This window comes from Gluconobacter vitians, assembly GCF_015244565.1.
Taxonomy (GTDB): Bacteria; Pseudomonadota; Alphaproteobacteria; order Acetobacterales; family Acetobacteraceae; genus Gluconobacter; species Gluconobacter vitians.
In genome coordinates, this window is record NZ_JABCQG010000009.1 from 30,622 (window position 1) to 54,451 (window position 23,830).

Here is a 23,830-nt window from a genome sequence, read left to right on the forward strand (position 1 = left end):
CCGCTCCAAGAGGATGCGATGTCTCTCTCCTTACGTTCCTTTTCCACGACTGTTTCCACAGCCGTGACAGCAGCGCAGGCCTCCTGTTCCCAGTTGCTGGATGTATCCATCGGTTCTCCTGCGCGGGCTTTGATGGAAAGTGTGGGCGGTGTTGGCCTGTGGTTGCAGTATCTGGTGCTGCAGTCGCTGCTGCGGACCCGTCTTGCGACGTCCACGGGCTCCGATTGCGACAGTTTCGTCAATGATTTCGGGATGACCCGGCTGCCGGGTACGCCTGCGACGGGGCTTGTGACGTTTACGTCTTTCATGGCCAGCGAGCAGTCGGCGGTTGTGCCGCCTGGCGTTATTGTACGGACTGTGGGAGGAATTTCGTTTGTCGTGACGCAGGACCAGTCCCTGCCGACATGGTCTGCGTCTGCTGGAGGGTATGTGCGGGCAGCGGGTGTTGCCACGTTATCTGTCCCGGTTTCATGTCAGGTGGCCGGGTCGGCAGGGAATGTTTCGGCTGGCGCGATCTGCCTTATGGGCACTGCGGTATCGGGACTGGATACCGTGACGAATACGGCTCCTTTCCTCAATGGTTCCGATCAGGAGACGGATAGCCAGTTGAGGGCACGTTTTCCGCTCTGGCTGGCAGCTAAGGCGTCCGCAAGTCGTGCAGCGGTCGGGAATGCCATTGCGAATGTCCAGACGGATCTGAGTTACTCGCTGCGGGATGGTCTTGATGCGGCAGGGCAGGCGCGGAGCGGGTATTTCACCGCCGTGATTAACGATGGGAGTGGTGTTCCTTCAGATCAGCTGCTGTCAGAGGTCTATGAGGTTATTGATTCGGTCCGGGCGCTCGGGGTCGGGTTTGGTGTGCAGGCGCCTCAGGTTCTGAGCGTGGATGTCTCCATGGATGTGGTGGTGCCGTCTTCCGTAACGGTACAGCAGGCGCAGAGTGCCATTCAGTCCGTTGTGGCAAAGGATATTGCGTCGATGACGGTAGGCGATGGCTATCCGTATAGCCGCCTGTCCTATTTGGCCTATGCCGGTGCAGGCATTTCCGTGACGTCGGTTCTGAATGTCCGTCTGAACGGGGGGCAGGCTGATATTCCTGCAAACGGCAATCAGGCTCTGGTTGTCGGAAACATTCAGATCAATGTCACTCAGGGCTGAGGATTCGGAATCTGGCTCTATCGGTAGGGATGAGGAATTCTCATGGCTGTCTTTAATACATATCCGAAACTCGACGCCCTAACGGGCGAAGAGGTCTTTGTTCTGGCGGATTCCACCGGAACGCGGACGGTTACGGCTACTGTGGCGCAGGTGATTGAGGCACCTGTCAGCGTTGAGGCCAGTGGTCAGTTCTATTCGGACAAGGGCGCACAGGTAAAACGGTTTGCGGACCGGCTTCTGGTTGGTGTTGCAGCGGAAAATCCGGCTCTGAGTGACCGGGCCAGTTCTTCGCAGAATGACTGGCTCTCGGAAACCATGGCGGCGACGTCGATTGGTCCATGGGCTCTGCAGGATGCCCAGTGCGCTTCCGTTGCGCAGTTCGGTAACAGCGCGTTTGTGGCTGGTTCGCGGACGTCCGATGCACTGAGTGGGTCTTCAGTTCTGGGTTTTCAGCCAAGCAGTATCGGAGTGGCGTCATGGGGAATTTCCGATGACACGTCCAATCCCACGACTACGACTGCCTATGCCTATTATGGCGAGGCATGGCGCATGGCGGGTGTGGATTATCAGCCTACTTTCGGAATGGAGCTTGAGGCGGTCAATTTCGGTGGTCTTGCTGTCGGACAGTCAACGCCTTATGCGCCAAATGTCGGTGGTGGCGTGTATGGGATCCAGCTTGGGGCTGGAGGTGGCCAGACGTCCGGAACCTCGGATGCCGCGGCGGGAATGGTTTTCGTATCCAATCCGAATTCCTGGCAGACGGGGATTGTCTTCGGGGCGCAATCCCTGACGGGAACGGACGGGAAAGATTCCGGATATGCATCGGCTGTCTCGCTGGCCCGCAATCATGCTGTTGAGTGGCATACGCCTGAAACGGTTTCCGGCGTTGCAGGTGCTAATGTAGGCGCGTTTGTCCGTTCGACAGTGACCGAGCGCTCCAACGGTACACGGCAGGAATTTACCGACAACGGAATCCTGTTTGCCAATATTGAAGGGGAAACGCTTTTCTCGATCGCTACGATGGAGAACCCGACCAATGCGCTTCAGGTGCAGGCCGGCGCCGGAATGCAGGCAGCGGGTCTGTATGTCCAGGAAGGAACTGGAGGTTCCGGAAATCTGGGTCTTTTCCCGGCGAGTGGTGGAGAATTGCAGATTACATCGCCGGTTACGGGGGCAGGAACCACGATGCCGAGTGTCGCTGATGGTGGGTTCCTGCACATCAACATCAATGGCGCGGATTATCGTATCCCGCTAATGAGTGCTGCCCAGGCCGGGGGTTGATGGCATGGGTATTCTTTATGATGAAGAGCGGAATATTCTCCGGGCATCGGATGGAAGTATCCTGTTCGATACAGACCCGGCGCCGGGCTCGGCAGAGGATTTTGCAGGCCGCTTGAGGCGACTGTTGCCGAAGGGATGGTTTCCGCCCGAGCCTCAGGGACTGGATGAAGAGGCTGCACCGGTACTGGCGGCTCTTCTGAAGGGGTTTGGAGCTGTTCTGGCCGGGATCTGGCAGTTGATGCTGGAATGCTCGCAGCAGATGCGTCTTTCGATGATGAGCGGTGCGTTTCTGGATATGGCCGCCAATGACTATTTTGGCGAAAGCGGTCTGGTGCGACAGACGTCCGAGACGGATGGTGTCTATCGAAATCGGATCAGGACGTCCCTGTTCGCCGAACGCAATACACGTCAGGCCGTGACAAACGCGATCGTGGCGGCAACCGGTGTTCAGCCGGTGATCATTGAGACACTGAACGCCGCTGACTGTCATGCTCTTGCCTGTGCCTCGTCTCCAGCCATGGGCGGGGGATATGGTTATGGGGCAACCGGTCTGCGCTATGGCAGCCTTCAGGGTGGCCAGTTTTTTGTAGAAACACAGTTGGGAAAAGCTGCGGATCTGGCAGCAGTCTGCCGTGCTGTCGACCAGACGGCGGCCATGGGCGTTACCGGCTGGATCAAGGTGAAAAGTTAATGGATCGGGCAATCGTTTATGCGGGATCGATCCCGCTTGATACGGATCTTCTGCGTGCAGGGCGTTACACCAAGGCTGCGCTCGGAAACCTGGCATCAATGCTTTATGGCCCGAACGTCACGGCAGCCTCCGGACTGGGATATGCCGCGTCTGTCAGTGATCTGAGCCTGACAGTTTATGCGGGGTCGATCGTGGCGCCAGGCGTCATGGATGTTTCGACTATTGGCGGAAATGGCGGGGGGCTCGGTGCGGATACGACCGCTCTGACATGCCAGTACTGTAGCACTGCGGCGCAGACTGTCACGATGCCCGGGACGGGGAATACCTATACGGTTTATGCCATCTGTTCCGAACAGGACGCTGATCCGACGGTGCTGCCATTCTTCAATGCCAGCAATCCGTCTCAGACACAGGCCGGTATCCAGAACTCCGGTGGGGCGCTCCCTGTCCGGCGATCGGGTATCATCACGCTGGTCGTGGCTACCAATCCTCCAGCAACTCCGGCAGGAGGACATGTTGTCGCACTTTATACGATTGCGGTCCCACAGGGGGCCAGCAGTCTCGCGGGTGTGACGGTTCAGCCGGGACAGGTTTTCTGGCCGACCATTCCCGAGCTGGCAACCCAGGCACTCCTCAAGGCATCCACGGAACCCATGACGCTTGTGACCGGGAATGGCTCGGTTCCTGTTCCGGCCTGGGCATCCAGGGTGGAACTGCGCGCTATTGGCGGCGGCGGCGGCGGGGCAGCCTCGCAGGCCATGACGACAACCGGTTCGTTTTCAGGCGCGGGTGGTGGCGGCGGCGGAGATGCCTGGGGCATTTATGCTGTCAGCCCGACCCAGGGAAATGGTCTTGCCATTACTGTTGGAAACGGCGGTGCATCCGAGCAGACTGGTGGGACGTCCCTTGTAAGTTACAATGGACAGACACTCTTGCAGGCTGAAGGCGGTCAGGGCGGAACGTTCTATTCCACAACCGGCTCAGCCGGTGGTGTTGGCGGGAATGCGTCTGGTGGAACGGTCTGGAACCAGAGCGGAACTTCCGGCGGCGACGGGCAGTGCAATGCCTATACGTTCTCCGGCTATGGCGGTGATGGTCCATGGGGTGGCGCAGGGCGTTGCGGCAATCAGGGGGGCCGGAACGCCACACGCTATGGCGCAGGTGGAGGCGGTTCCTATTCAGCAACGACTGATGGAACGGCTTCCAGTGGTGGCTCGGGATATCAAGGCTGTATCCTGTATCGTTTCCTCCCCTGAAGACAAACTCAGTTCAGCGAAAGTGCGTCATCCGCCATGTCTGGAGGAGGCATGCTTTTGCTGAGCCGTTTCACGTCCTCTGTCGAAACCGGGGAAGCATTGTTGCCCCAGGCATGGCGAATGAATGTCACGACATCAGCGATCTGTTCATCCGTCAGTTTGTGTTTGAACGCTGGCATGACGATGGATGATGGCGCTGCTGTCATCGGGGGGAGAGTTGCACCGCTCTGGGTGATGTGGATGAGGGAAACGGGATCATCCTGCATCATGACAGGGTTGCCGGCGAGAGGCGGAAAGACGGAAGGATAGCCTTTCCCATCAGTGCGATGACATGCCGCGCAGCGATCGACATAGATGCGTGCACCCCGATATGAGAGATCTGCCTTGTGAAGCTGATCGGTTATCGTGGAGTCATAGGTCCATGGTTTCTGGGTCTGATCGGCAGCTTTCAGACTCTTGAGATAATGAGCGATGGCATGCAGGTCATCATCCGTCAGTTTCTGTGTTCCATGCAGCACGGCGGATGTCATAGATCCGAAAACACTACCGGTTGCTGCACGGCCGGTTTTGAGGAAAGATACGATGTCATCCTCGCTCCAGCGGCCCAGTCCAGTACGGTTTTCCTGCCGGAGTGATGGGGGCGTCCACCCATCCACCATGGCACCACCGGCGAGGTAAAGACTTCCATCTGTCGCTGTGAGTGCCTTTTCCTGCATTGTGATAGCGCGGGGGGAATGACAGGCCCCGCAATGGGCTGGACCTTCTACGAGATAGGCACCGCGGGCAAGCTCGGGATCAGTAAATTCTCCCGAGGTTTTGGGGATGGCTTTTGTGGGAGTAGGGGCAAAAGCCAAGCGCCAGAAAGTCAGCGGCCAGCGGATGGAGAGTGGCCAAACAATCCCGTTCTTCGGGGGAGAAATAGGTGCTGGTTTGACGCCTTTCCGAAAATAGACAAACAGGGCGTGGATATCGCTGTCCGTCAGACGCGCATAGGATGGAAAGGGCATGGCGGGGTAAAGCGTTGAGCCATCACGACGCACGCCTTCACGCAAGGCTCTTCCAAACTGGGCTTCCGTATAATGACCGATTCCATGGTCCGCATCTGGTGTGATGTTGGTGGAATAGATTTTTCCCATAGGCAGGGAGAATGAAATTCCACCAGAATATTCTGGTTTTCCGTGTGCTGAATGGCAGGCTGCGCAATCTGAAGCCGCGGCTAGATAACGTCCTTTTTCTAAAGTGGCGTTATCAGCATCCTGCGCTACGGCGTTTCCAGCCAGACTGCTCCCGAGGATGCATACCGCAAGCAGAGGCCATTTCATGCCTGCACCAGCGGGCCAGGGGATTTCAGATAGGTCGTACGAATATGGTGTGCAGCCCAGTATGCAAGAGCGGCGACCATTCCTGTTGGGTTATACCCCATGCCCTGCGGAAACGCGTTTGATCCAATGACGAAGACGTTTGAGACGTCCCAGCTCTGGAGATAGCGGTTCAGCGCGCTGGTCTGGGGATTTTCTCCCATGATGGCGCCTCCGCCCAGATGGGTGGTCTGATATTTGCGGGTGTCAAAAGGTTGACCCGGATTGAGGTGAACCAGATTCATTTTTGTCGCACCCATGGCGCGTGCGACGGGTTCAATTTTGCTGACGACATACTGGTTCATGCGGATATCGTTGTCCTTCCAGGTGAAGGTCATGCGAAGCAGCGGTTGTCCGTAGGCGTCTTTCCAGGTGGGATCGAGGTCCAGATAGACGTCCCGATACGCCATGTTGCTGCCATGTGCATCAATACCCAGCGAATGCTTGTAGGTATTGATCAGGGCGTCCTTATAGGCAGAACCCCAGCGTGGTGTGCCTCCGCCTCCGGCACCGGTTGCAGCAGCGATCGGCTTCATTCCGGCCTGATTGACCCAGACAGGGGAGCCTCCCACAAAACCAAGTGGTCCGTGGTCAAAGTTCATGCTGTTGAAATCGTCAATGGCAACGCCGGCACCACCTGCCCCAACAAACTGATTGGTATAAGTTGAGGAAGGAAGCCAGACGCGTGAGGACGTGATGGTCTGGTAGACGAAATTGCGTCCGACCGTCCCCGTGTTGCTGACAGGATCATAAGGTTTGCCGATACCGGAAACCAGCATCAGATGAACATTATTGAACTGGAATGCTCCCAGAATGACCAGATCGGCGGAAAGTGACGTTTCCTTCCGGGTCTTGGTGTCCAGATAAGTGACACCGGTCGCCTTTGTTTTCGTACTATCGAGATCGACGCGAAGAACATGAGCATTTGGGATAAGGGAAAATCTCGGATCCTGCCGTAATGCGGGCAGGATATTTACGTTGGGTGAGGCCTTGGAATACAGGTAGCAGTCATACCCGCTGCAATATCCGCAAAAATTGCATGGTCCCATCTGGCAGCCATAGGTGTTCGTGTACTGGCGCGATGCGTTGGCGGCGGGAAGTGCGTAAGGATGATATCCCGCATTTTTAGCCGCATCGCGGAAAATCGACGCCGAGAAAGTATCCTTCATTACTGGCAATGGAAAATCGCTGGAACGATCCGGAGAAAAAACATTTCCGTTTCCGACGATTTTTCCCTGAACCTTGTAGGCTTCGCCCGATGTGCCGAACACTTTTTCTGCCTTGTCGAAAAAGGGCTCCAGATCTTCATAGGTGACACCATAGTCCTGCAGGTTCATCCCTTCGGGAATGAATTTCTCGCCATAGCGTTCGACCACGGAACTGCGCAGTCTCAGATCTTCAGGCGCAACGCGGAAATGGACGCCCGACCAGTGAAGCCCAGCCCCTCCTACGCCTTCACCGGGCAGGAACGCTGATAGTTGCCGGTAAGGTAGAGCCGTCTGGTCCATGGTATTGCGGATGGTCACCGTGGACTGGGACAGGTTCTGGAAAAGGCGTTTGCGCACAGCGCCGCGGAGTTCATCAATCGAATCCGGATAGGCACCTTCGATCTGTGTCGTCCTTTCGGCGCCACGCTCGAGCATGACCACGGAGAGCCCTGCTTCGGTCAGTTCCTTGGCGAGGATCGCGCCAGCCCAGCCAGCCCCCACGATAATGGCATCGACATGCTTTTTGCCCATTTTACGCGGTCTCCCCCGAAATGGAGACCGGTCCGATAGGGTAGGGCGCACCTTCCTGGTTTACCCAGTCCATGAAATCCGCTCTGGCTCCTGGAAAGCCGAGCATGACCCAGCCTGCGAGGCCCCGGTTGCCACCATAAAGAGGGTCGGCAAACACGCCTTCAAGGGTATTGGTCCGGAGCTGTTCGAAAAACACGCGTCCCGGAATTTCGCCGAGCTGGACGGATCCCCCTTCCAGCACAGTCAGGATTTCATCCTGCTGTACGGCCGCAAGGGCTGCAAACTCCTTGCCGTAGTGCTGTCTAGCATAAGTTTCGACGCCAGCAATACCTTTGCGATAGAGGTCGCGCGGAACGAATGGAAGCTGATAGCCAAGATTGGCAGGTCCCTGCTGGAACGGACCGGACATATACCAGTTTTCCCCATGTCCATAAGGGGTCTGCATCTGTCGGTCGATGAATTCGGCCACACCCAGTGCCTTACCGCCCGGACTGTTATGATCGGAAGGGAAGAGACGGTCGCTGGCCGCTTCCAGAAACTGGTATTCCTTCATATCAAAGAAGGCGGGCTGATAGGACTGAGCTGCCGTTTCCGCCGCCAGAGCTTCGGCCCACTGGGTACTTCCTGCAGCCATCCAGAATGATGTGGTTCCCAGAAGCCCTTTCATGAAACTGCGGCGGAGCGGACGGTTCAGTGTCAGTTCCATGGGTGGCACAGGTCTCTCCGGAAAATAGAACCAAAAATCACAGAAAATCTGAAAATGGATGCTTTACAAAATCCAGATCCCTGTCCCCTATCGAAGACAGGCCCGGACTTCCAGCGTCGTGCTCATCACAACATGACGAGAGATGTAAACTCAGTGCGTTGCGGTGCCGGTCGTTGACGGAAGTTGTAACGTTCCAGGCTGGGGAGAATGCTGGGTAACGGGAGCCGCTGTTGTTTCGCTATCTGCTCCTGTCGGAAAAATGGCATCCGGTCCGCTCGCAGCGGCTACCGGTGTCACTGTTTTTTCGGGAGCGGTTGGAGCAGCAGGTGCAGTGGGCGTTGTTGCAGTAGGGGCGGGCACTGGCTCTGTTCCCGGCGCTCCAAGTGTCTGCTGCTGGATACCGCCATTGACGAGAGGTGTACCAGTTGCATCCGTCATCCACGACATCAGCTTCTTGCGGATCTGGAATTCCAGCTCCACGTTCATATCCTGCATCATCTGGCTGGTCAGAGCGTAGAGTTCCTTGCGGGATGTCGGATCACGGTCACCTGTATCGAGCTTGCGCGTGATACGGGCATGAACGAAGCCGGTATGCTGGTTTCCGGCATCCGCGATATTCAACTGCACATCCATCGCTCCCGTCACAGCATTGTCGCCTGCCCGGTTCAGATAGGCCTGCTTAATGATGAAATCGGCTTTGCCAGAACTGCCGCTGGCAATCAGGCGCTGACTGGCCATAGCCTTCAAAGCTTCATCGGGAGTAGTCGGCGCCTTGGCTGAAAGTGAATCCGGCGCGGCAGGAGCTTCGTCCTGCACGTCGATGGAGGCTACATTCAGATGAATCTGTGAAAGATAGCTGTAATCGAGCGGGGGAAAGGTCTGGTTCCCGTTCCCGTCAGAACATGCGGCTACGCCAAGGGACAACGCCAGAGCACCCAGACCAGTCCAGTAACGTACGCGCATATCCTGTCTCCTGAAGACGTTACAGCCGACCGAAAAGGGACTTGAGCCGGCTCTTAAGTCCCTGTTTAGACGTCTGAGAGGCCGAAGCGGAAGTCGGTTGTTCGGCCTGAGGTGAAGAAGGACTTGTCCGACTTGTTTCGGGCTCAGGTGTTACCTCAGCACGCTCGTCCCTGATTCTGGAGGGAGAAACCGTTTCAACCCCAGATGCCGGTGTATTTTCCGCTGGCTCTTTCTGACGCAGGCCTGATGCCTGTCCAAGGCCGAAATCCTCAGCCTTGAACGGCCGCGCCTCACGAATGAGAGCCGCATGTTCAGGATGGCGTGCGTACCAACCCAGGATCAGCCCCGGAATTATTGCTGCGCCGGGATCATCGCTGATCAGAAGTGGACCGTCAGGATAATAAAAGGATGAACGAAGCGCAGGGAGGTTTTCGTTCCAGATCAGATAGAAGACCGTATCACCGTCCTGAAAACGACTGACACTCAGCGGCCCCGTCTGGAATGTGATCTGGGCCAGAAGAGGCAGTGCCGTAAAGGGCGACGAAACAATCAGTGGCCCGGAGCCCCGCTGGGCGGACAGCAGAGCGGTTATCCGGTTCTCACCGATCTGGCGACCGTTCGGACACGACAAGGCTTCTCCGCTGTCCGCATGACCTGAAGGCAGCAGAAGTGTATGAGGTGCATACCCTTCCAGCCAGGGGCCCGACATCTCGTTGACAGCGATTTCAGGCAGGTGTTCACAGGACACGGGCGCCTGCTCGGGAAGAGGCGCTCCCAGAACACCTGTCGCCAAGGGCCAGAAAACATAGTCCATGGCTGTCAGAAGACGCCGTCGGACAGATTCATGCAGCGCTAAGATATGGCTTGCGCTGTAATTTTCGCCTTCAAGCCACCAGCAGGCCTGTCGCCCGCTGCTGTCTTCGCCAAAAACGACGACACTGAAATCGTTCACAACCGGGATGCGGCTGACAGGAACCCAGCCGGGATAAAGCTGCTCGACCGGAAAGCCATCGAGCTTTACGCCATCAAGCAGTGTCAGCGTCATTCAGACCGTTCTCCAAGTTCATCACGCGTAAAGCGGAAGCCCACATTACAGAACTCACAGTTCATCGTAATGGCCCCGTTCTCGACCATATGGTCAAGATCGTCATCCGGGAATGTTTCCAGAACGGATGCCAGCCTTGCCCGGTTGCATCGGCAACCATAGGCCAGCGCGCGCGGGGTACCTAGACGAACATCCAGCGTACCGAAAAGCCGATGAATCAGCTGCTCGTTCGAAAGCTCCGGATCAAGAACTTCCTGCTCCGTGACCGTCTCCGCCAGAGTGCAGGCGGTTTCCCAGGCATCTTCATCCTGCTCGGTCGCCTCGATCCCGCCTTCGGCCGCAATCCGTTCCAGAACCAGCGCTCCGGCCTTCCAGCCATCTGCCGATTTCGCACAGAACAGCCGGATCCAGCAGTCATGCTGTTCGCTGGTGCGGAAATAGTGCATCGCCATTTCGGCAAGCGCCGTGCCGGTCAGATCAACAATGCCCTGATGCCGGTCCATGTCCGGCCCCTGATCAATGGTGAAGGCCATATAGCCGTCACCCAGAAGCTCCTTGGCGGCCTCAGGCAGTGCATTCCGGTCAGCATCTTCGCGCAGACGCGCAAAGAACCGCAGATCTCCACTATCCGTTGCGTCTGCAACAAGCATGGAGACCGGTCCATCCCCCTTGATCTGCAGGGAAAAGGCTCCCTTGAACTTCAGGGCCGAGACCATGGCGGCCACCAGCGCCAGAGCCTCGCCTCCCAGCCGGGAAACGGCATCAGGATTGTCATGACGGGACAGGATGGCATCAGCCAGCGGCCCAAGCCGGACCAGACGGCCCCGGACAGGTGAGCGTTCCAGATAGAACGGCATCACCCCGCCGGAGACGACCATGTTCGGAACGTCAGGACGATTCGTGTCGAGGAATGGTGGTGTATCCATCACCCGTTTTCTCTCCCAAGGGCCCAGAGCAGCAGGCCCTTCTGCGTGTGCAGGCGGTTTTCCGCCTCATCAAAGACAACGGACGCCGGGCCTTCAAAGACTTCGGACGTCACTTCCTCTCCGATATGGGCAGGCAGACAGTGCAGGAACAGGGCATCAGGCGCAGCTTTCGCCATCAGGGCCGTATCGACCTGATAGGGCTGGAACACCTTGAGCCGTCTTTCGCGGTCCTTGTCCCCCATGCTGACCCAGGTATCGGTCAGGACGGCATCGGCGCCGGCAACCGCTTCGGCCGGATCACGGAAGACCTCGATTGTCGCGCCATGGGCACGGGCCCATTCTACCGCCTCGGGGTTGGGAGAGAAGCTCTCCGGCGTGGCCAGACGGACATTGAAGCCCAGAAGAGCCGCACCTTCCATCAGTGAGGTGGCGACATTGTTGCCGTCACCAATCCAGGCCAGCGTTTTCTCACGGATCGGACCGCGATGTTCCTCGAACGTCAGGACGTCCGCCAGGATCTGGATCGGATGGGAGACAGGCGTCAGGCCGTTGATGACCGGCACCGAACTCCATTTTGCCAGTTCGCGCAGATTGGCGTCATTGCCGGTCCGCAGCACGATCACGTCCAGAAAACGCGACAACACGCGGGCGGTGTCCGCCACGGTCTCGCCCCGGCCAAGCTGCATGTCGCCCGGCGAGAGGACCGAAACCGACCCGCCAAGCTGTCCCATCCCGACCTCGAACGACACGCGGGTGCGCGTCGAAGGCTGGGCGAGGATCAGGCCGAGGCTTCGTCCTTCCAGCGGGCGATCCGGATGCAGCGGTTGGCGACGGCCGTTCTGCATCGCCTTGACCTTTGCGGACAGGTCGATGATTTGCCGGATAACCTCAGGCGTAAAATCGCGCAGATCGAGAAAATGCCGGGGCGCCTGCTGATCCGTGGCGGTCGTGCGACTTGCAGTTGCTGCGCTCACGAGGCGTTCTCCTGGGTCTTTGTGGTCTGTGCGTTCAGGGCAGCGGCAGCCCGGATGAGCCGCTCGCACGCCTCGCGGCACTCGGCTTCCGTGACGATCAGGGGCGGCACGAGCCGCAGGACATTGTCTCCTGCGCCCACAGCCAGAAGATCCTGATCCAGAATTGCCGCCATGACATCGGCGACCGGCGGGACGCAGTGCAGTCCACGCATCAGCCCGACTCCACGCACGCTGTCGAAAACACCCCCAGAGCGCTTCACGACATCCTCAAGCATGGTACCAAAGGCGCTACCGACGGTCCGCACATGTTCGAGAAAACCGGGGCTGAGAACTTCCTCCAGCACTGCAAGACCCGCCGAGCAGGCCAGCGGATTGCCGCCATAGGTCGTGCCGTGAGAGCCCGGCGTCAGATGCTTGGCCACCTCTTCGGTCGCCAGAACAGCGCCGAGCGGGAAGCCGCCGCCAATGCCCTTGGCCACGGAAATGACATCCGGCTTCACGTCATAAAGTTCATGGGCAAACAGGCGTCCCGTACGGCCCACGCCGGTCTGGACCTCATCGAAGCCCAGATAGAGGCCGTATTCGTCACAGGCGGTGCGGAGGGCCGACATGAATTCCTGAGTGGCCGGCTTGATGCCGCTCTCACCCTGGACCGGCTCGACGACGATACCAGCCGTTTCAGGTGTGATGGCCTCACGCAGCGTGTTGGTGTTGTTGAACGGCGCATGGTCGAAACCGGCCACGACCGGCCCGAACCCTTTCTGATAGGCCGGATTACCAGTGGCCGAAATCATGCCCAGCGTCCGTCCGTGGAAGGCGCCGTTGAAGCACAGGATATGCGTGCGTTCCGGATGGCTGTTCTCGAACTGGGCGCGCCGGATCATCTTGACCATGGCCTCGTTGGCCTCGGCGCCCGAATTGCAGAACAGCACCGAGTCCGCAAACGTGTTCTGTACCAGAAGCTGTGCCAGCTTTTCAGCCTGGGGCACTCGGTACAGGTTCGAGACATGCATGACCTTTGCGGCCTGATCCGAAATGGCCTTCACCAGTTTCGGATGGGCATGTCCCAGCGAGGACACGGCGATGCCGGCCCCGAAATCCAGATATCGTCGCCCGTTCGTCGCCGTCAGCCAGACGCCTTCGCCCTGCTCGAAAGCAAGGTCGGCACGTTTGTAATTCGGCATCAGCGCGGGGATCATGATGGATCTCTGAATATCTGGTTGAGAACGAAACGGTTGTTGCGGAATCGCAAAACCCTGCTCTGGTTGCCCGGAGCAGGGCTTCAAAATCCGCCTGTGCATAGTGAAGGGCGGAAAGGGGTTCCGTCAAACCCCATGACCGGATAACTGCCCTGCGCGGGGTCTGGGTCAGACGCGCTGATACACGAGATCCCGCGCCAGCCAGCACCCGACCCGCACTGCGGCCACGCTGCTGCCCTGTCGCTCGAACGCCAGCGTCCAGTCTCCAGGAGCCGTATGATCCAGTGCGCGCGGACAGGGAAGTACCCACACATCCCGTGCCAGACGCTGGAGCATTTCCATCCGGCCGTCTCCGAGAATCCCCGAGAAACCGCCATAAACCACGCCACCTGCCAGTTCGATAGTGACTTCGGCCTCATCCAGTTCCTCGCAGCGATAGATTCCGGCCAGTTCGGCGATGTCCTCACCGGGCGTTTCATCGCATCGCGTCAGGACACCCGTCCGGTTCTCGCCCAGACGTTCCATCAGGGCTTCCGTGCCTTCCGCAGTATCCTGTGCCCTTACGACAACCGATCCTGCTTCAGCCCGCGTGTCTGAGACCCCTTCCAGCAGTTCCGGCACCATCAGATAACGCAGCTTTGCGCCGCCCGGTGCAGGCTCGACTCGGGCCGATAGTCCCGTTTCCCGTTCCAGATAGGTCCCATAGAGTGCCGTCGGTTGCTGGGTGCTGCGGTCTGGTTCGTAAGGAACGCCGAGTGCTGCCGCCAGAATCTGTGCCGCTGCGACCTGCGCTGCGCTCATATGGTTGAACATCACCACAACCGACAGCCGTTCCGAAGCGACATGCAAACGATGCGACCGCCAGCCCCGGAGGGCGCCACCGTGCATCGTCACGTCCCGGCCGAACATCGTGCTGCGCTGCAGGCCGAATCCATAAGGTGCAGGCTGCCCGTCGCTGAATGTCACCGGAACGGTCAGACGGCGGTAAAGACTGTCCGGAGCATCGCGGGTTTCATCAATGAACCGCTCCCAGGCGATCATGTCATCGAGCGATGCCCCCAGTCCGGCATCGCCCGTCCACAGCACATTGTTGATGGCCGGACGGAATCCGCTCTCCACGGTCCCTTCATATCCGACCGTCCCATCCGGCATGGCGCGCGTTTCGGCCGCAAGGATCGCCCGTTCCATGCCGACCGGATTGAAGATTGACGTCTGGAGCAGTTCGGCGAAGCTGCGTCCCGTCCGGTCCTGAAGAATGTCGGAAATCAGCCGGAAATTCTGGTTCACATAGGAATAGGACGTACCCGGCTGGAACTGGAGCGTCCGTGTCCCGTCAATGACGCGACGGGCTTCCCGGTCCCCGAAATACCCTTCAATGGGCGCGCCATGAAGCATCGCCACCGCCCAGTAATCCCGCAGACCCGACTGGTTATGCGCCAGATGCAGCAGCCCCGGTGAGGGTTCATCCAGTTGTGGCAGGCGCGCATCTACATCCCCATCCAGTTCGGACGGATCGTCATACAGGTCCAGCAGCGTTCCGCAGGTGAACTGCTTGGTGATGGAGCACATGCGGAACAGCGTGGACGGTGTGAACGGGATGCGACGTTCCACATTCGCATAGCCCCAGCCATGCCGGATCAGAACCTCTCCGTCCTTCAGAACGGCCACGGCCCCGCCGGGGCCGGGAAAGCGGGCAGGGAGGGCGGAGATGGCCGCTTCAAGACGGGCAGAAAATGAATCGCTCATGGATGGAATGATGGCTCCAAGGCGTCTTGCCGTAAATGCCTTTCACGCCGCATACTCCGAAGCATTATGGAGGACAGTCCCGCCCCGCCACCCGTTCCGGATGCCGCGTCCCTGCGTGAAGCGGCGCTGGCGCATCTTGCTCGCTTCGCCACAACCGAACAGGGCCTGCGTCAGGTGCTGGACCGTCGCCTGCGCCGCTGGGGCGTGCGCGCCTCCCGGGCGGGTCTGCCGAACGAAGACATCGAATCCACTATTGCGGCTGTCCGCCCCGCCATCGACGGAATCGTCGCATCCATGACCGATCTCGGTGCGGTGGACGATGCCGGCTATGCCCGCAATCGCGCCGTCAGCCTGACCCGGACTGGTCGTTCCCGTCGTGCCGTGGAAGCCCATCTCGCCAACAAGGGCGTGGATCAGGACACGACCCGCGAAGCCCTCAACGACTCGCTCGGTGAGCGCTCGGACAGCAGCGCGCAGGATGCGGAACTCGCCGCAGCCCTCGTTCTGGCCCGCAAGCGCCGCCTCGGTCCGTTCCAGAGACCGGACCGGGAGGAAGAAGACCCGCTCAAGGCGCTGGGTGTTTTCGCCCGCAATGGCTTCTCCCGCGATGTCGCGCAGAGCGTGCTCGACATGGACCCCGATGAGGCGGAAGACCGCATCATCGCCTTCCGTAGCCTCTGACGGTGATGATGTCCCGCGTTCTCCGCTTCCTGCCTCTTGGTCTTCTCGTGATCCTGGGGGCCTGCGGCAATCGCTATGAATACAGCCGTGCCAGCTTCAATGGTCCGCTGCAATGTGCTCCCTATGTCCGGGAGCGGACTGGCCTGAGACTCAGCGGAACTGCGGCCTCATGGTGGCGACAGTCCATCGGACGCTATGGTCATACCCACGCACCCCGTCCCGGAGAGGTGCTTGTCTTCCGCGCGACGTCCCGCGTCCCCAGCGGGCATGTCTCCATCGTGCGCCGGCAGATTTCGGATCGGACGATTCTCGTTGATCATGCCAACTGGGAACCCGGCCGCATTGACCGTGCCGTGCCCGTCACGGATGTTTCCGCCCGCAATGACTGGACGCTGGTACGGGTCTGGTGGGCACCGGTTCACAGCCTCGGAAAGCGCGCCTATCCGACCTACGGGTTCATTTCATCGCAGGACATTGACGACGCTTCCTGACAGGAACGCTTGCACAATCGCCCAAGCCTTGCCACATGATGGTGGCCTTGGCTTTTCGGAGTAATACATTATGGGCAGCATGAGCCCCGTTCACTGGCTGATCCTGGCGGTCGTCCTGCTCGTCGTGTTTGGCGGCGGCGGCAAAATCAGCGGCCTGATGGGAGACTTCGCGAAGGGTATCAAGTCCTTCAAGAAGAACATGGCCGATGATGAATCCATGAGCGCGCCGGAAGCCGGTCAGGCTCCGGGTCACATCTCGCCGCCGAACCAGAATCCTGGCTACAACCAGACGACCACCAGCGAAACGCACCGCAACCAGGCCTGATGCAGACCAGGGTTGATGAAAGCTGGAGCAATGCCTGCCGCCAGATCGTGCAGGCAGGCCAGCGGATGGACCAGCGTGGCTGGGTGCCGGCTACGGCAGGCAACCTGTCCTGCCGCCTGCCGGATGGCCGCATCGCGATCACGCGCTCGGGTGGCCACAAAGGCTTCCTGACGGATAGCGACGTTATCGAGATCACCCCCGATGGCGTTCCGGTTGATCCCGCAAACCGTGCCAGCGCGGAAACACTCCTGCACACGCAGCTTTATGCGCATGATCCCGCGATCGGGGCCGTATTGCATGGCCACTCCGTCGCTGCGACCATCCTGTCCATGGATGAACCATCCGACGCCATCACGCTGGCGGGCTACGAGGTTCTCAAGGTGTTCGAGGGGCAGATGACTCACGACACCAGCCTCGAACTGCCCCTGTTCCACAACGATCAGGACATCGCGCGTCTGGCCACGGTCGTCGCGCCGAAGCTGGCGCACATGCGGCTCGGCTATCTGATCCGCGGCCATGGCGTGTATGTCTGGGGCAAGGACATGTTCACGGCCCTGGCCCGTCTCGAAGGGCTCGAGTTCCTGCTGTCCTGCGAACTGGCCCGTCTGCAGAAGAAGGCCTGACCATGAGCCGTCTGACCGTCTATCGCGACGATGCTCCCGATACGATTCTGCTGGACGTCACCACGCCCGGCGAGATCGCAGAGACCCTGCGTCCCCACAACATCCGTTTCGACCGCTGGTCTGCTCCGGTCACCCCGGCGCCCGACGCGCCGGCGGAAGAGGTGCTGGAGGCCTATCGTCCCTATCTCGATACCCTGATGGGTGAGACAGGTGCTGGCAGCGCAGACGTGGTGCGGATCAACGCGTCCACACCGAACCTTCCGGAGCTTCGGAAAAAATTCCTGTCCGAACATACCCATAGCGAAGATGAAGTCCGCTTCTTCGTGCACGGACAGGGGGCGTTTGTCCTGCATATCCGTGGGCGCGTCTATTCCGTCCTGTGCACGGAAGGTGACCTGATTTCCGTTCCCGCAGGCATCCCGCACTGGTTCGACGCCGGGCCATCGCCGGACGTCGTGGCCCTGCGCGTCTTCACCGACACGACCGGCTGGATCGCGCAATATACCGGCGATGACATTGCCAACCATTTCCCGGCCGAAGTGCCTGCCGAAGCTTCCGGCAACTCCTGAAAGTCTCCCATGATCCGTCTCGTCCTGCTTGATATCGAGGGCACAACCCTGCCGATCTCTTTCGTGCGGGACGTCATGTTTCCCTATGCCGCGAAAGCCCTCCCGGCCCTGCTGCAGGACCATACAAACCCGACGGTTGTGGGTGCCCGCGCGGATATCGTCATGGAGCATCCGGGGCAGGACCCGCTGAAGGTCTGTCAGGACTGGATGAAGGCGGACGTGAAGGCCGCACCCCTCAAGACGCTTCAGGGTCTGACCTGGCGTCAGGGCTTCGAGGACGGCACACTTAAGGCACATCTTTACCCTGATGTCCCGCCCGCTCTGGAAGCATGGTCGAAAGGCGGCCTGCGTCTGGCCGTCTATTCCTCCGGATCCATCCCGTCCCAGAAGCTGCTCTACGGCCATAGCGAACAGGGTGATCTGACGCCGCTGTTCGAGGATTTCTTTGACCTCTCAACGGGAGGAAAAAAAGACGCCGCCTCCTATGAAAAGATCACAGCCGCTGTCGGTCTGCTTGCAGACGAAATCCTGTTCCTGTCCGATATCGGCGCTGAACTGGACGCCGCTCAAAGAGCAGGCCTGACTGTCTGCCAGCTCGTCCGCGAGCAGGATGGCACCGTCCCCCATCCGGGCGTGCCGCAGGCACCGGACCTCAACGCCGTTTCCACCCAGTTCGGCCTGCCCGTCGCATGATCCTGCATACGGACTGGCGCAATATTCCTGCCTCTGCCCGTAATACGGTTGCGGCCCTGGGCAATTTCGATGGCGTGCATCGCGGGCATGTCCATCTGCTCGACACACTGCGGATGGCCCGTCCCGATCACCCGCTTTCGGTCGTCACGTTCGATCCCCATCCCCGCACGCTGTTCCGCCCGCAGGATCCACCGTTCCGCCTGATGCTGCCGGATGTCCGTGCCGCTGCTCTTGGTGAACAGGGCGTGGATCATGTCTTCCAGATTCCGTTCGATGCGGAGTTTTCCCGTCTGAGCGCCGAGCAGTTCGTGAACGATGTTCTGGTCAATGGCCTTGGCGTGGCGCATGTGGCCTGCGGAGCAGATTTCGCGTTTGGCCACCGTCGCACGGGCAATATCGAGCGCCTTGAAACCCTTCTGGCACCCCATGGAATCGGGCTGACCATCGTGCCCCAGCTTTCCGATGAGGGCGGTCCGATCTCCTCAAGCCGCATCCGTCGTCTGCTGCAGGAAGGCTATCCCCAACGCGCGGCGCAGGAACTCGGCCGTCCCTGGAGCATCACCGGCCCCGTCATGCACGGAGACCAGCGCGGACGCCTCCTTGGCTTCCCGACCGCCAACATCCCCCTGACGCAGCATGTCGAACCCGCCCGCGGCGTTTATGCCGCGCGTGTCACGCTGCCGGATGGGCGCGTCATTCCCGGCGTCGCCAATATCGGCCGCCGCCCGACAATCAATGACGGTCAGGAAAGCCGGCTCGAAGTCCATCTCTTCGATTTCAATGAAGACCTGTACGGCCAGACCCTGAGCGTCGCCCTGATCGCACTTCTGCGTGAGGAAAAGAAGTTCTCCGGTCTGGACGAACTCAAGGCGCAGATCGCAGCAGATGCCGTGCAGGCGCGGGCCATTCTAGGCGTCTGAATTCCTTCATTCATTTCCAAATTCTGCTGAACCCCTTCTTCGCCCTCGGAGAAGGGGTTTTTTCGTATGTCGTTCTGTGTCGTTCTGTGTCGTTTTCGCCACAATCAGACAAAGAGAATGAGAATCTTTCGCAATGTTGCTGAATCTGTATTGAGAATTATTCGCATTAACATTTTAAGGGCAGCATCCGTTTTCGTTTGCAGGATCGTGCTCCGATGTCGTCCAGAATACCCCGCCACCCTCTGGGACCACTCTCCCTTGCCGCAGGCCTGACGCTTGTCTGCACGGCCGCGCACGCCCAGGACGACACCCGGCACCACCACAAACCCCGTCGCCATCCTGTTCCCAGGAATGACGCCGCCCGCTCGCAGGACACAAAACCGGCAGCCCCAAAGAGTGCTCCGCCCGCGCCGAAGACAGCGGATAACAGCGTCACGGCTGCGCCCGAGGAAGCCGAGCATCTTCAGGTCGTGGGTTCGCCCATGAACATCCTGCATGAATCGATGGGCCTGAGCCGCATGCCGCAGGATGCGCTGCACACGCCGCAGACCATCAACATCGTCCCGCAGCTCCTGATGCAGCAGCAGAACGTCAAATCGCTCGACGAGGCCCTGCGCAACGTGCCGGGCATAACCGCCTCGGTCGGGGAAGGCGAGGGCGGCATGGCGGGCGACCAGTTCCTGATCCGCGGTTTCCAGGCCCAGAACGATATCTATGAAAACGGCCTGCGCGATTTCGGGGTCTATACCCGTGACAGCTTCGATTATGACCACGTCTCGGTCATCAAGGGCCCGTCTTCGGAAGTCTTCGGCAACGGAACGACAGGTGGCGCCATCAACATCACCACCAAGGTTGCCCATCTCGGCGACAGCTATGGCGGCAGCTTCTCGGGCGGCTCGGGTGCCTATTATCGCGGCACGCTCGACTTCAACAAACAGATCGGCGAGTCCACGGCCATCCGCATTACCGGCATGGGCAACGAAAACAATGTCGTCGGCCGTGACCAACTTTATTCCCACCGCTGGGGCATCGCGCCGTCCATCGCCTTCGGTCTGGGCAAACGCACCACCTTCACGCTCGAATACTTCCATCAGAGCGATAACCGCATTCCCGATTATGGTGTCCCGGTCGTGACGAAACCCGGTACGGCCTATGGCCTCCCGGTGACGGAATACGGTGTCAAACGGACCAACTGGTATGGTACGTCCTATGATCAGGATGCCTCGAACGTAGACATGCTGACCGGCCGCCTGAAATTCACGCTCAATCCGCACATCACGCTTTACGATGACCTGCGCGGTGGCATGTACGAGCGGTATTTCTCCTCCTCGCAGGAAGCCTGTGATGCGACCTGTACCGCCAATCTCTTCACCAATCCTTCTGCGGCAATGGTCAACCGTCGCGGTGGCGTGGGTGGGCCGGAGCCCTATCAGCAGAACGACTGGTCCGTGCAGAACGTCTTTTCAGCCGTCGCGAAGTTCGACACCGGCTCCATCCGGCATGAAATGATTGCCGGCTGGGATGTCTCGCATGTCTATGATCGCCGCACGAACTACGCCTATAATTTCGACGGACAGAACGGCACGCAGAAAGACACGACCAGCCTGCTCAACCCGAACCCCAATCAGCCGGGCCTGCTGCTGGGGTCTCTGGGTCAGTATGCCCCCAACATCGTAAACATTCCCGGCGTGGGCCATGCCATCTACAAAACGGGCGATGCCACGGATGTCGGCGCGTTCTTCTCCGAACAAATGTGGCTTCTGCCGGTCTTTTCCATCAAGGGCGGCTTCCGCTGGGATCACTGGAACAGCCATTATTCGGCCAATGGCGGCGTTGCCGGATCGGGCGTGGCTTTCGGGCAGGATCAGGACACGTTCAACCCGACCGTCAGCCTGATGTACACGCCTGACGACAACACGATGATCTATTTCAACTGGGCGCAGTCCACGACGCCGCTTGGCCTGTATGTCACCAACAGTTCCGAGCCGCTGAAATCCAGCACGGAAGGTTTCAAGCCCGAGCGCAGCAGCCTTTACGAACTGGGCGCCAAGTACAATGCCTTCCACGGCCGCATGGGCTTTACGGCCTCCGTGTTCCGTCTTGAAAAGGGCAATTCGCTGCAGACGGACCAGAACGGCGACGTCTCCTCGTCGAGCGACCGTCAGCGCAACCAGGGCGTGGAACTGAGCATATCGGGCGAGATCCTGAAGAACTGGACCATGATCGGCACCTACGCCTTCTACGACGCCAAGACCCTGGCAGGCACGGCCGCCGATGTCGGCAAGCGCATCCAGTATGCACCGAAGAACTCAGCCACGATCTGGTCCACCTACACGATCGCGCCCAACAAACCCTATAACCTGACCTTCGGTGGGGGCCTGACATGGCGTGAAGGGGTGTGGCTCGATGCCGCCAACACGGCCCGCGTTCCGGCGACGGTGGAATGGGATGCCATGATTTCCCACAACATCACCAAGCGCTGGCGCGTCGCCATGAACGGCTACAACCTCGACAACCGCCTGAACTACGGCAGCCTGTTCAGCAACCGCGCCACACCGTCGATCGGCCGGTCCTTTCTCTTCAACCTTTCGGCGACATACTGACCGGACCAGCCGCGCCTGACGGAGAAATCCCCATCTCCGTCAGGCGCCTGCGCACCCTTTCCAGCAACTCCGCATCGCCCTTCGGTCCCAAAGCCGTCAGCTTCTGATCCATCGCCAGGAGAATATCGGACGTCGCATCCACGACAGCCTTGCGCCACCAACCCAGCGCCTCATTGATCTTCCCAGCATCCACAAGCGCCGTGGCATGATTGTGCTGCCCCCGGTAATCGCCGCCTTCTGCCGATTTCCGGTACCAGTCCAGCGCCGCCGCCCGGTCCTGCGGCACCACCCATCCTTCTTCCAGAAACCGCGCATACAGGTTCATGGATTTCGCATGGCCGTTATTTGCCGCTGTCCGGAACAGATCCAGCGCCCGCGGCAGATCCGGCTCCATGCCGATCCCGCGCATGGTCATAATGCCCAGATTGTACCGGCCCCATTCGTCTCCGGCTTTTGCCGCAGCCTCATAACAGCGGGCCGCCTGCGGAAGATCCTTCTCGCAACCCCAGCCGAACTGGAAACACCGCCCACGCATATTATGTCCCGGTCCGAAGCCGGCATTGGCCGCGATCGTGAACCAGTCCAGCGCTGCCACCGGATCACGCGGAACATAGACGCTGTCCAGCAGCACCTGCCCCCACTGCACGATCTGAAGATGCTGTCCTTTTAATGCGCCCTGCCTGATTTCCTCGATCTGCGGTGGCAGGGCAGGGGCTTCGGGACGACGTGACGATGGCTTCCGTCCCAAAAGTTTCTGAACGATCCGCTTCATCAGGGCGCTGGCACGATCTGCTGGACCTCGAACCCGTCCTTGCGGAGCAGGGCGGGCAGACCTTTCGGCCCCGCCATGTGCAGGGAGCCCACAGCCGCGAACAGTGATGTCCCGCTCTCATGGATCTTCTCGATTTTTGCCGCCATCCCGACATTCCGCTCATCCAGAAGCCGCGTCATGAAGCGCCGCTTCTGTGGCGTATCCAGGCAGTCGCACCAGTCCTGATACCGCTCCAGCCGCTTCACGTCGCTCGAGGCCCACATTTCCGCCAGCCGCTGGTTCTCGGTCTGCGTCTTGCCGGACGACACACCTTTGACGATGTCATCAATAAATGCATCTTCATCCGTCTGATCCGGTCCAATCAGCAACTCCCGCTGCATCTGCACCGTCTCCAGCCCGATCAGCGGCTTCTTCAGACTGCCCGCCATGCCCTGCAAAACGGCATCCACGGCATAATCCGGATAATATCCGTCCGGGCGTGATGACAGGGACTCAACCCCTGCCGCTTCCACACCAACTGCCACATGCGCGAACGCCGCGCTGGGCACGCATTGCTGATCCATAAGCGCATCCACCTTCGCCTTTCGTCCGGACTGGACGAGATGCGCCCATCGGGCCGGATCTTCCGGCTGCCGCAGCGTGATAGCCGTGTCCGGCGCATTCAGATCAAGCTCCAGCGCGATCTCGCTGCTGTGCAGGATCGCAGCGCGCGTCAGCGGGCCGGGCAGCAGCCAGTCCTGCTTTGCGACATGCAGCGTTCCATACAGCCAAGACGAGTGACCATCTTTCGTCACTTTCCACAGGAACCCCCGGTCCGGTGATGTCTGGAACATCTGCGTCATCCGGGCCTTGTCCGGCACGCTTGCCGCCGCCGGGCAACGGGGCGCCTGCGCGTGTGCGGCGATGCTGAATCCTGCACAGACACCCAGAACGGCTCCTGCAACAGACTGGAAGAAACGAAGTGCGTTCACGGATCTGCCTTCTGAAAAAAGCGCCATACCGCCCATCATCCGCGAGTCCCGCCGCCCCGGCAACCCGCTTTGGGGCGACCCTGCATTGCTGCCGCCCTTAACGCGGACTTGACCGGATTGGCCCGCAATCTCCATATGGT

23 protein-coding genes are annotated in these 23,830 nt (G+C 59.7%); 12 read left to right on the forward strand and 11 right to left on the reverse strand.

Annotated elements, in window-relative coordinates; all coding sequences use genetic code 11:
* The first annotated feature begins 18 nt into the window (after positions 1–18).
* Genes HKD24_RS08255 through HKD24_RS08270 form a run of 4 tightly spaced genes read left to right on the forward strand, consistent with a single transcriptional unit; the run spans position 19 to position 4,386 of the window.
* A complete protein-coding gene (locus HKD24_RS08255) occupies positions 19–1,158 on the forward strand; it encodes a baseplate J/gp47 family protein (RefSeq protein ID WP_194259864.1) in 1,140 nt (379 codons plus the stop codon).
* A 42-nt stretch (positions 1,159–1,200) separates the two neighbouring features.
* Complete coding sequence (locus tag HKD24_RS08260; RefSeq protein WP_194259865.1) at positions 1,201–2,439, forward strand: hypothetical protein; 1,239 nt, start codon at positions 1,201–1,203, stop codon at positions 2,437–2,439.
* A gap of 4 nt (positions 2,440–2,443) precedes the next feature.
* Positions 2,444–3,130 (forward strand): hypothetical protein, encoded by a 687-nt coding sequence (locus HKD24_RS08265; protein ID WP_194259866.1) that lies wholly within the window; start codon positions 2,444–2,446, stop codon positions 3,128–3,130.
* Positions 3,130–4,386 carry a glycine-rich domain-containing protein gene (locus tag HKD24_RS08270; RefSeq protein WP_194259867.1) on the forward strand — a complete coding sequence of 419 codons (1,257 nt, stop codon included), beginning with the start codon at positions 3,130–3,132 and terminating at the stop codon, positions 4,384–4,386. Before HKD24_RS08265 ends, HKD24_RS08270 begins: the two co-directional genes overlap by 1 nt.
* 8 nt (positions 4,387–4,394) lie before the next feature.
* On the opposite strand, the gene HKD24_RS08275 is transcribed toward HKD24_RS08270, so the two are convergent.
* The 9 genes from HKD24_RS08275 to HKD24_RS08315 all read right to left on the reverse strand — a co-directional run bounded on the left by HKD24_RS08275 (position 4,395) and on the right by HKD24_RS08315 (position 15,042).
* Positions 4,395–5,708 carry a c-type cytochrome gene (locus HKD24_RS08275; protein WP_194259868.1) on the reverse strand — a complete coding sequence of 438 codons (1,314 nt, stop codon included), beginning with the start codon at positions 5,706–5,708 and terminating at the stop codon, positions 4,395–4,397.
* On the reverse strand, positions 5,705–7,483 hold the full coding sequence (locus HKD24_RS08280) for a GMC family oxidoreductase (RefSeq protein ID WP_194259869.1): 1,779 nt from the start codon (positions 7,481–7,483) through the stop codon (positions 5,705–5,707). Before HKD24_RS08280 ends, HKD24_RS08275 begins: the two co-directional genes overlap by 4 nt.
* Before the next feature lies 1 nt (position 7,484).
* A complete protein-coding gene (locus tag HKD24_RS08285) occupies positions 7,485–8,198 on the reverse strand; it encodes a gluconate 2-dehydrogenase subunit 3 family protein (protein ID WP_322783298.1) in 714 nt (237 codons plus the stop codon).
* A 141-nt stretch (positions 8,199–8,339) separates the two neighbouring features.
* Positions 8,340–9,152 (reverse strand): hypothetical protein, encoded by an 813-nt coding sequence (locus HKD24_RS08290; RefSeq protein WP_194259871.1) that lies wholly within the window; start codon positions 9,150–9,152, stop codon positions 8,340–8,342.
* A gap of 19 nt (positions 9,153–9,171) precedes the next feature.
* The gene (locus tag HKD24_RS08295; RefSeq protein WP_194259872.1) at positions 9,172–10,197 is read right to left on the reverse strand and encodes a hypothetical protein; all 1,026 of its coding nucleotides are present in this window, start codon (positions 10,195–10,197) and stop codon (positions 9,172–9,174) included.
* The gene (gene hslO / locus HKD24_RS08300; protein WP_194259873.1) at positions 10,194–11,123 is read right to left on the reverse strand and encodes an Hsp33 family molecular chaperone HslO; all 930 of its coding nucleotides are present in this window, start codon (positions 11,121–11,123) and stop codon (positions 10,194–10,196) included. Before hslO ends, HKD24_RS08295 begins: the two co-directional genes overlap by 4 nt.
* Entirely contained in the window at positions 11,123–12,178 is a 1,056-nt protein-coding gene (gene argF / locus HKD24_RS08305; protein WP_407646360.1) for an ornithine carbamoyltransferase, read from the reverse strand. Before argF ends, hslO begins: the two co-directional genes overlap by 1 nt.
* Positions 12,094–13,296 (reverse strand): aspartate aminotransferase family protein, encoded by a 1,203-nt coding sequence (locus HKD24_RS08310; RefSeq protein ID WP_228124264.1) that lies wholly within the window; start codon positions 13,294–13,296, stop codon positions 12,094–12,096. The genes argF and HKD24_RS08310 overlap by 85 nt, the downstream gene beginning before the upstream one ends.
* A gap of 168 nt (positions 13,297–13,464) precedes the next feature.
* Positions 13,465–15,042 carry a D-aminopeptidase gene (locus HKD24_RS08315; RefSeq protein ID WP_194259876.1) on the reverse strand — a complete coding sequence of 526 codons (1,578 nt, stop codon included), beginning with the start codon at positions 15,040–15,042 and terminating at the stop codon, positions 13,465–13,467.
* A gap of 66 nt (positions 15,043–15,108) precedes the next feature.
* On the opposite strand from HKD24_RS08315, the gene HKD24_RS08320 reads away from it, so the two are divergent.
* From HKD24_RS08320 to HKD24_RS08355, 8 genes are all read left to right on the forward strand, one after another.
* A complete protein-coding gene (locus tag HKD24_RS08320) occupies positions 15,109–15,723 on the forward strand; it encodes a regulatory protein RecX (protein ID WP_194259877.1) in 615 nt (204 codons plus the stop codon).
* A gap of 5 nt (positions 15,724–15,728) precedes the next feature.
* A complete protein-coding gene (locus HKD24_RS08325; protein ID WP_228124265.1) occupies positions 15,729–16,214 on the forward strand; it encodes a CHAP domain-containing protein in 486 nt (161 codons plus the stop codon).
* Between the two features lie 70 nt (positions 16,215–16,284).
* Positions 16,285–16,539: a twin-arginine translocase TatA/TatE family subunit gene (locus HKD24_RS08330; RefSeq protein WP_062507617.1), complete on the forward strand. Its 255-nt coding sequence runs from the start codon at positions 16,285–16,287 to the stop codon at positions 16,537–16,539.
* A complete protein-coding gene (locus HKD24_RS08335; RefSeq protein WP_407646361.1) occupies positions 16,539–17,162 on the forward strand; it encodes a methylthioribulose 1-phosphate dehydratase in 624 nt (207 codons plus the stop codon). The genes HKD24_RS08330 and HKD24_RS08335 overlap by 1 nt, the downstream gene beginning before the upstream one ends.
* Positions 17,163–17,164: 2 nt before the next feature.
* Positions 17,165–17,731, forward strand: coding sequence for a 1,2-dihydroxy-3-keto-5-methylthiopentene dioxygenase (locus HKD24_RS08340; protein WP_194259878.1), 567 nt, complete (start codon positions 17,165–17,167; stop codon positions 17,729–17,731).
* A 9-nt stretch (positions 17,732–17,740) separates the two neighbouring features.
* Positions 17,741–18,424 (forward strand): acireductone synthase, encoded by a 684-nt coding sequence (gene mtnC / locus HKD24_RS08345; protein WP_194259879.1) that lies wholly within the window; start codon positions 17,741–17,743, stop codon positions 18,422–18,424.
* Positions 18,421–19,344: a bifunctional riboflavin kinase/FAD synthetase gene (locus HKD24_RS08350; RefSeq protein WP_194259880.1), complete on the forward strand. Its 924-nt coding sequence runs from the start codon at positions 18,421–18,423 to the stop codon at positions 19,342–19,344. Before mtnC ends, HKD24_RS08350 begins: the two co-directional genes overlap by 4 nt.
* Before the next feature lie 215 nt (positions 19,345–19,559).
* A complete protein-coding gene (locus HKD24_RS08355) occupies positions 19,560–21,947 on the forward strand; it encodes a TonB-dependent receptor (protein ID WP_194259881.1) in 2,388 nt (795 codons plus the stop codon).
* On the opposite strand, the gene HKD24_RS08360 is transcribed toward HKD24_RS08355, so the two are convergent.
* On the reverse strand, positions 21,925–22,719 hold the full coding sequence (locus HKD24_RS08360) for a tetratricopeptide repeat protein (RefSeq protein WP_194259882.1): 795 nt from the start codon (positions 22,717–22,719) through the stop codon (positions 21,925–21,927). The two genes, HKD24_RS08355 and HKD24_RS08360, sit on opposite strands and share 23 nt — an antisense overlap.
* Positions 22,719–23,690, reverse strand: coding sequence for a TraB/GumN family protein (locus tag HKD24_RS08365; protein WP_322783299.1), 972 nt, complete (start codon positions 23,688–23,690; stop codon positions 22,719–22,721). Before HKD24_RS08365 ends, HKD24_RS08360 begins: the two co-directional genes overlap by 1 nt.
* Between the last annotated feature and the right edge of the window lie 140 nt (positions 23,691–23,830).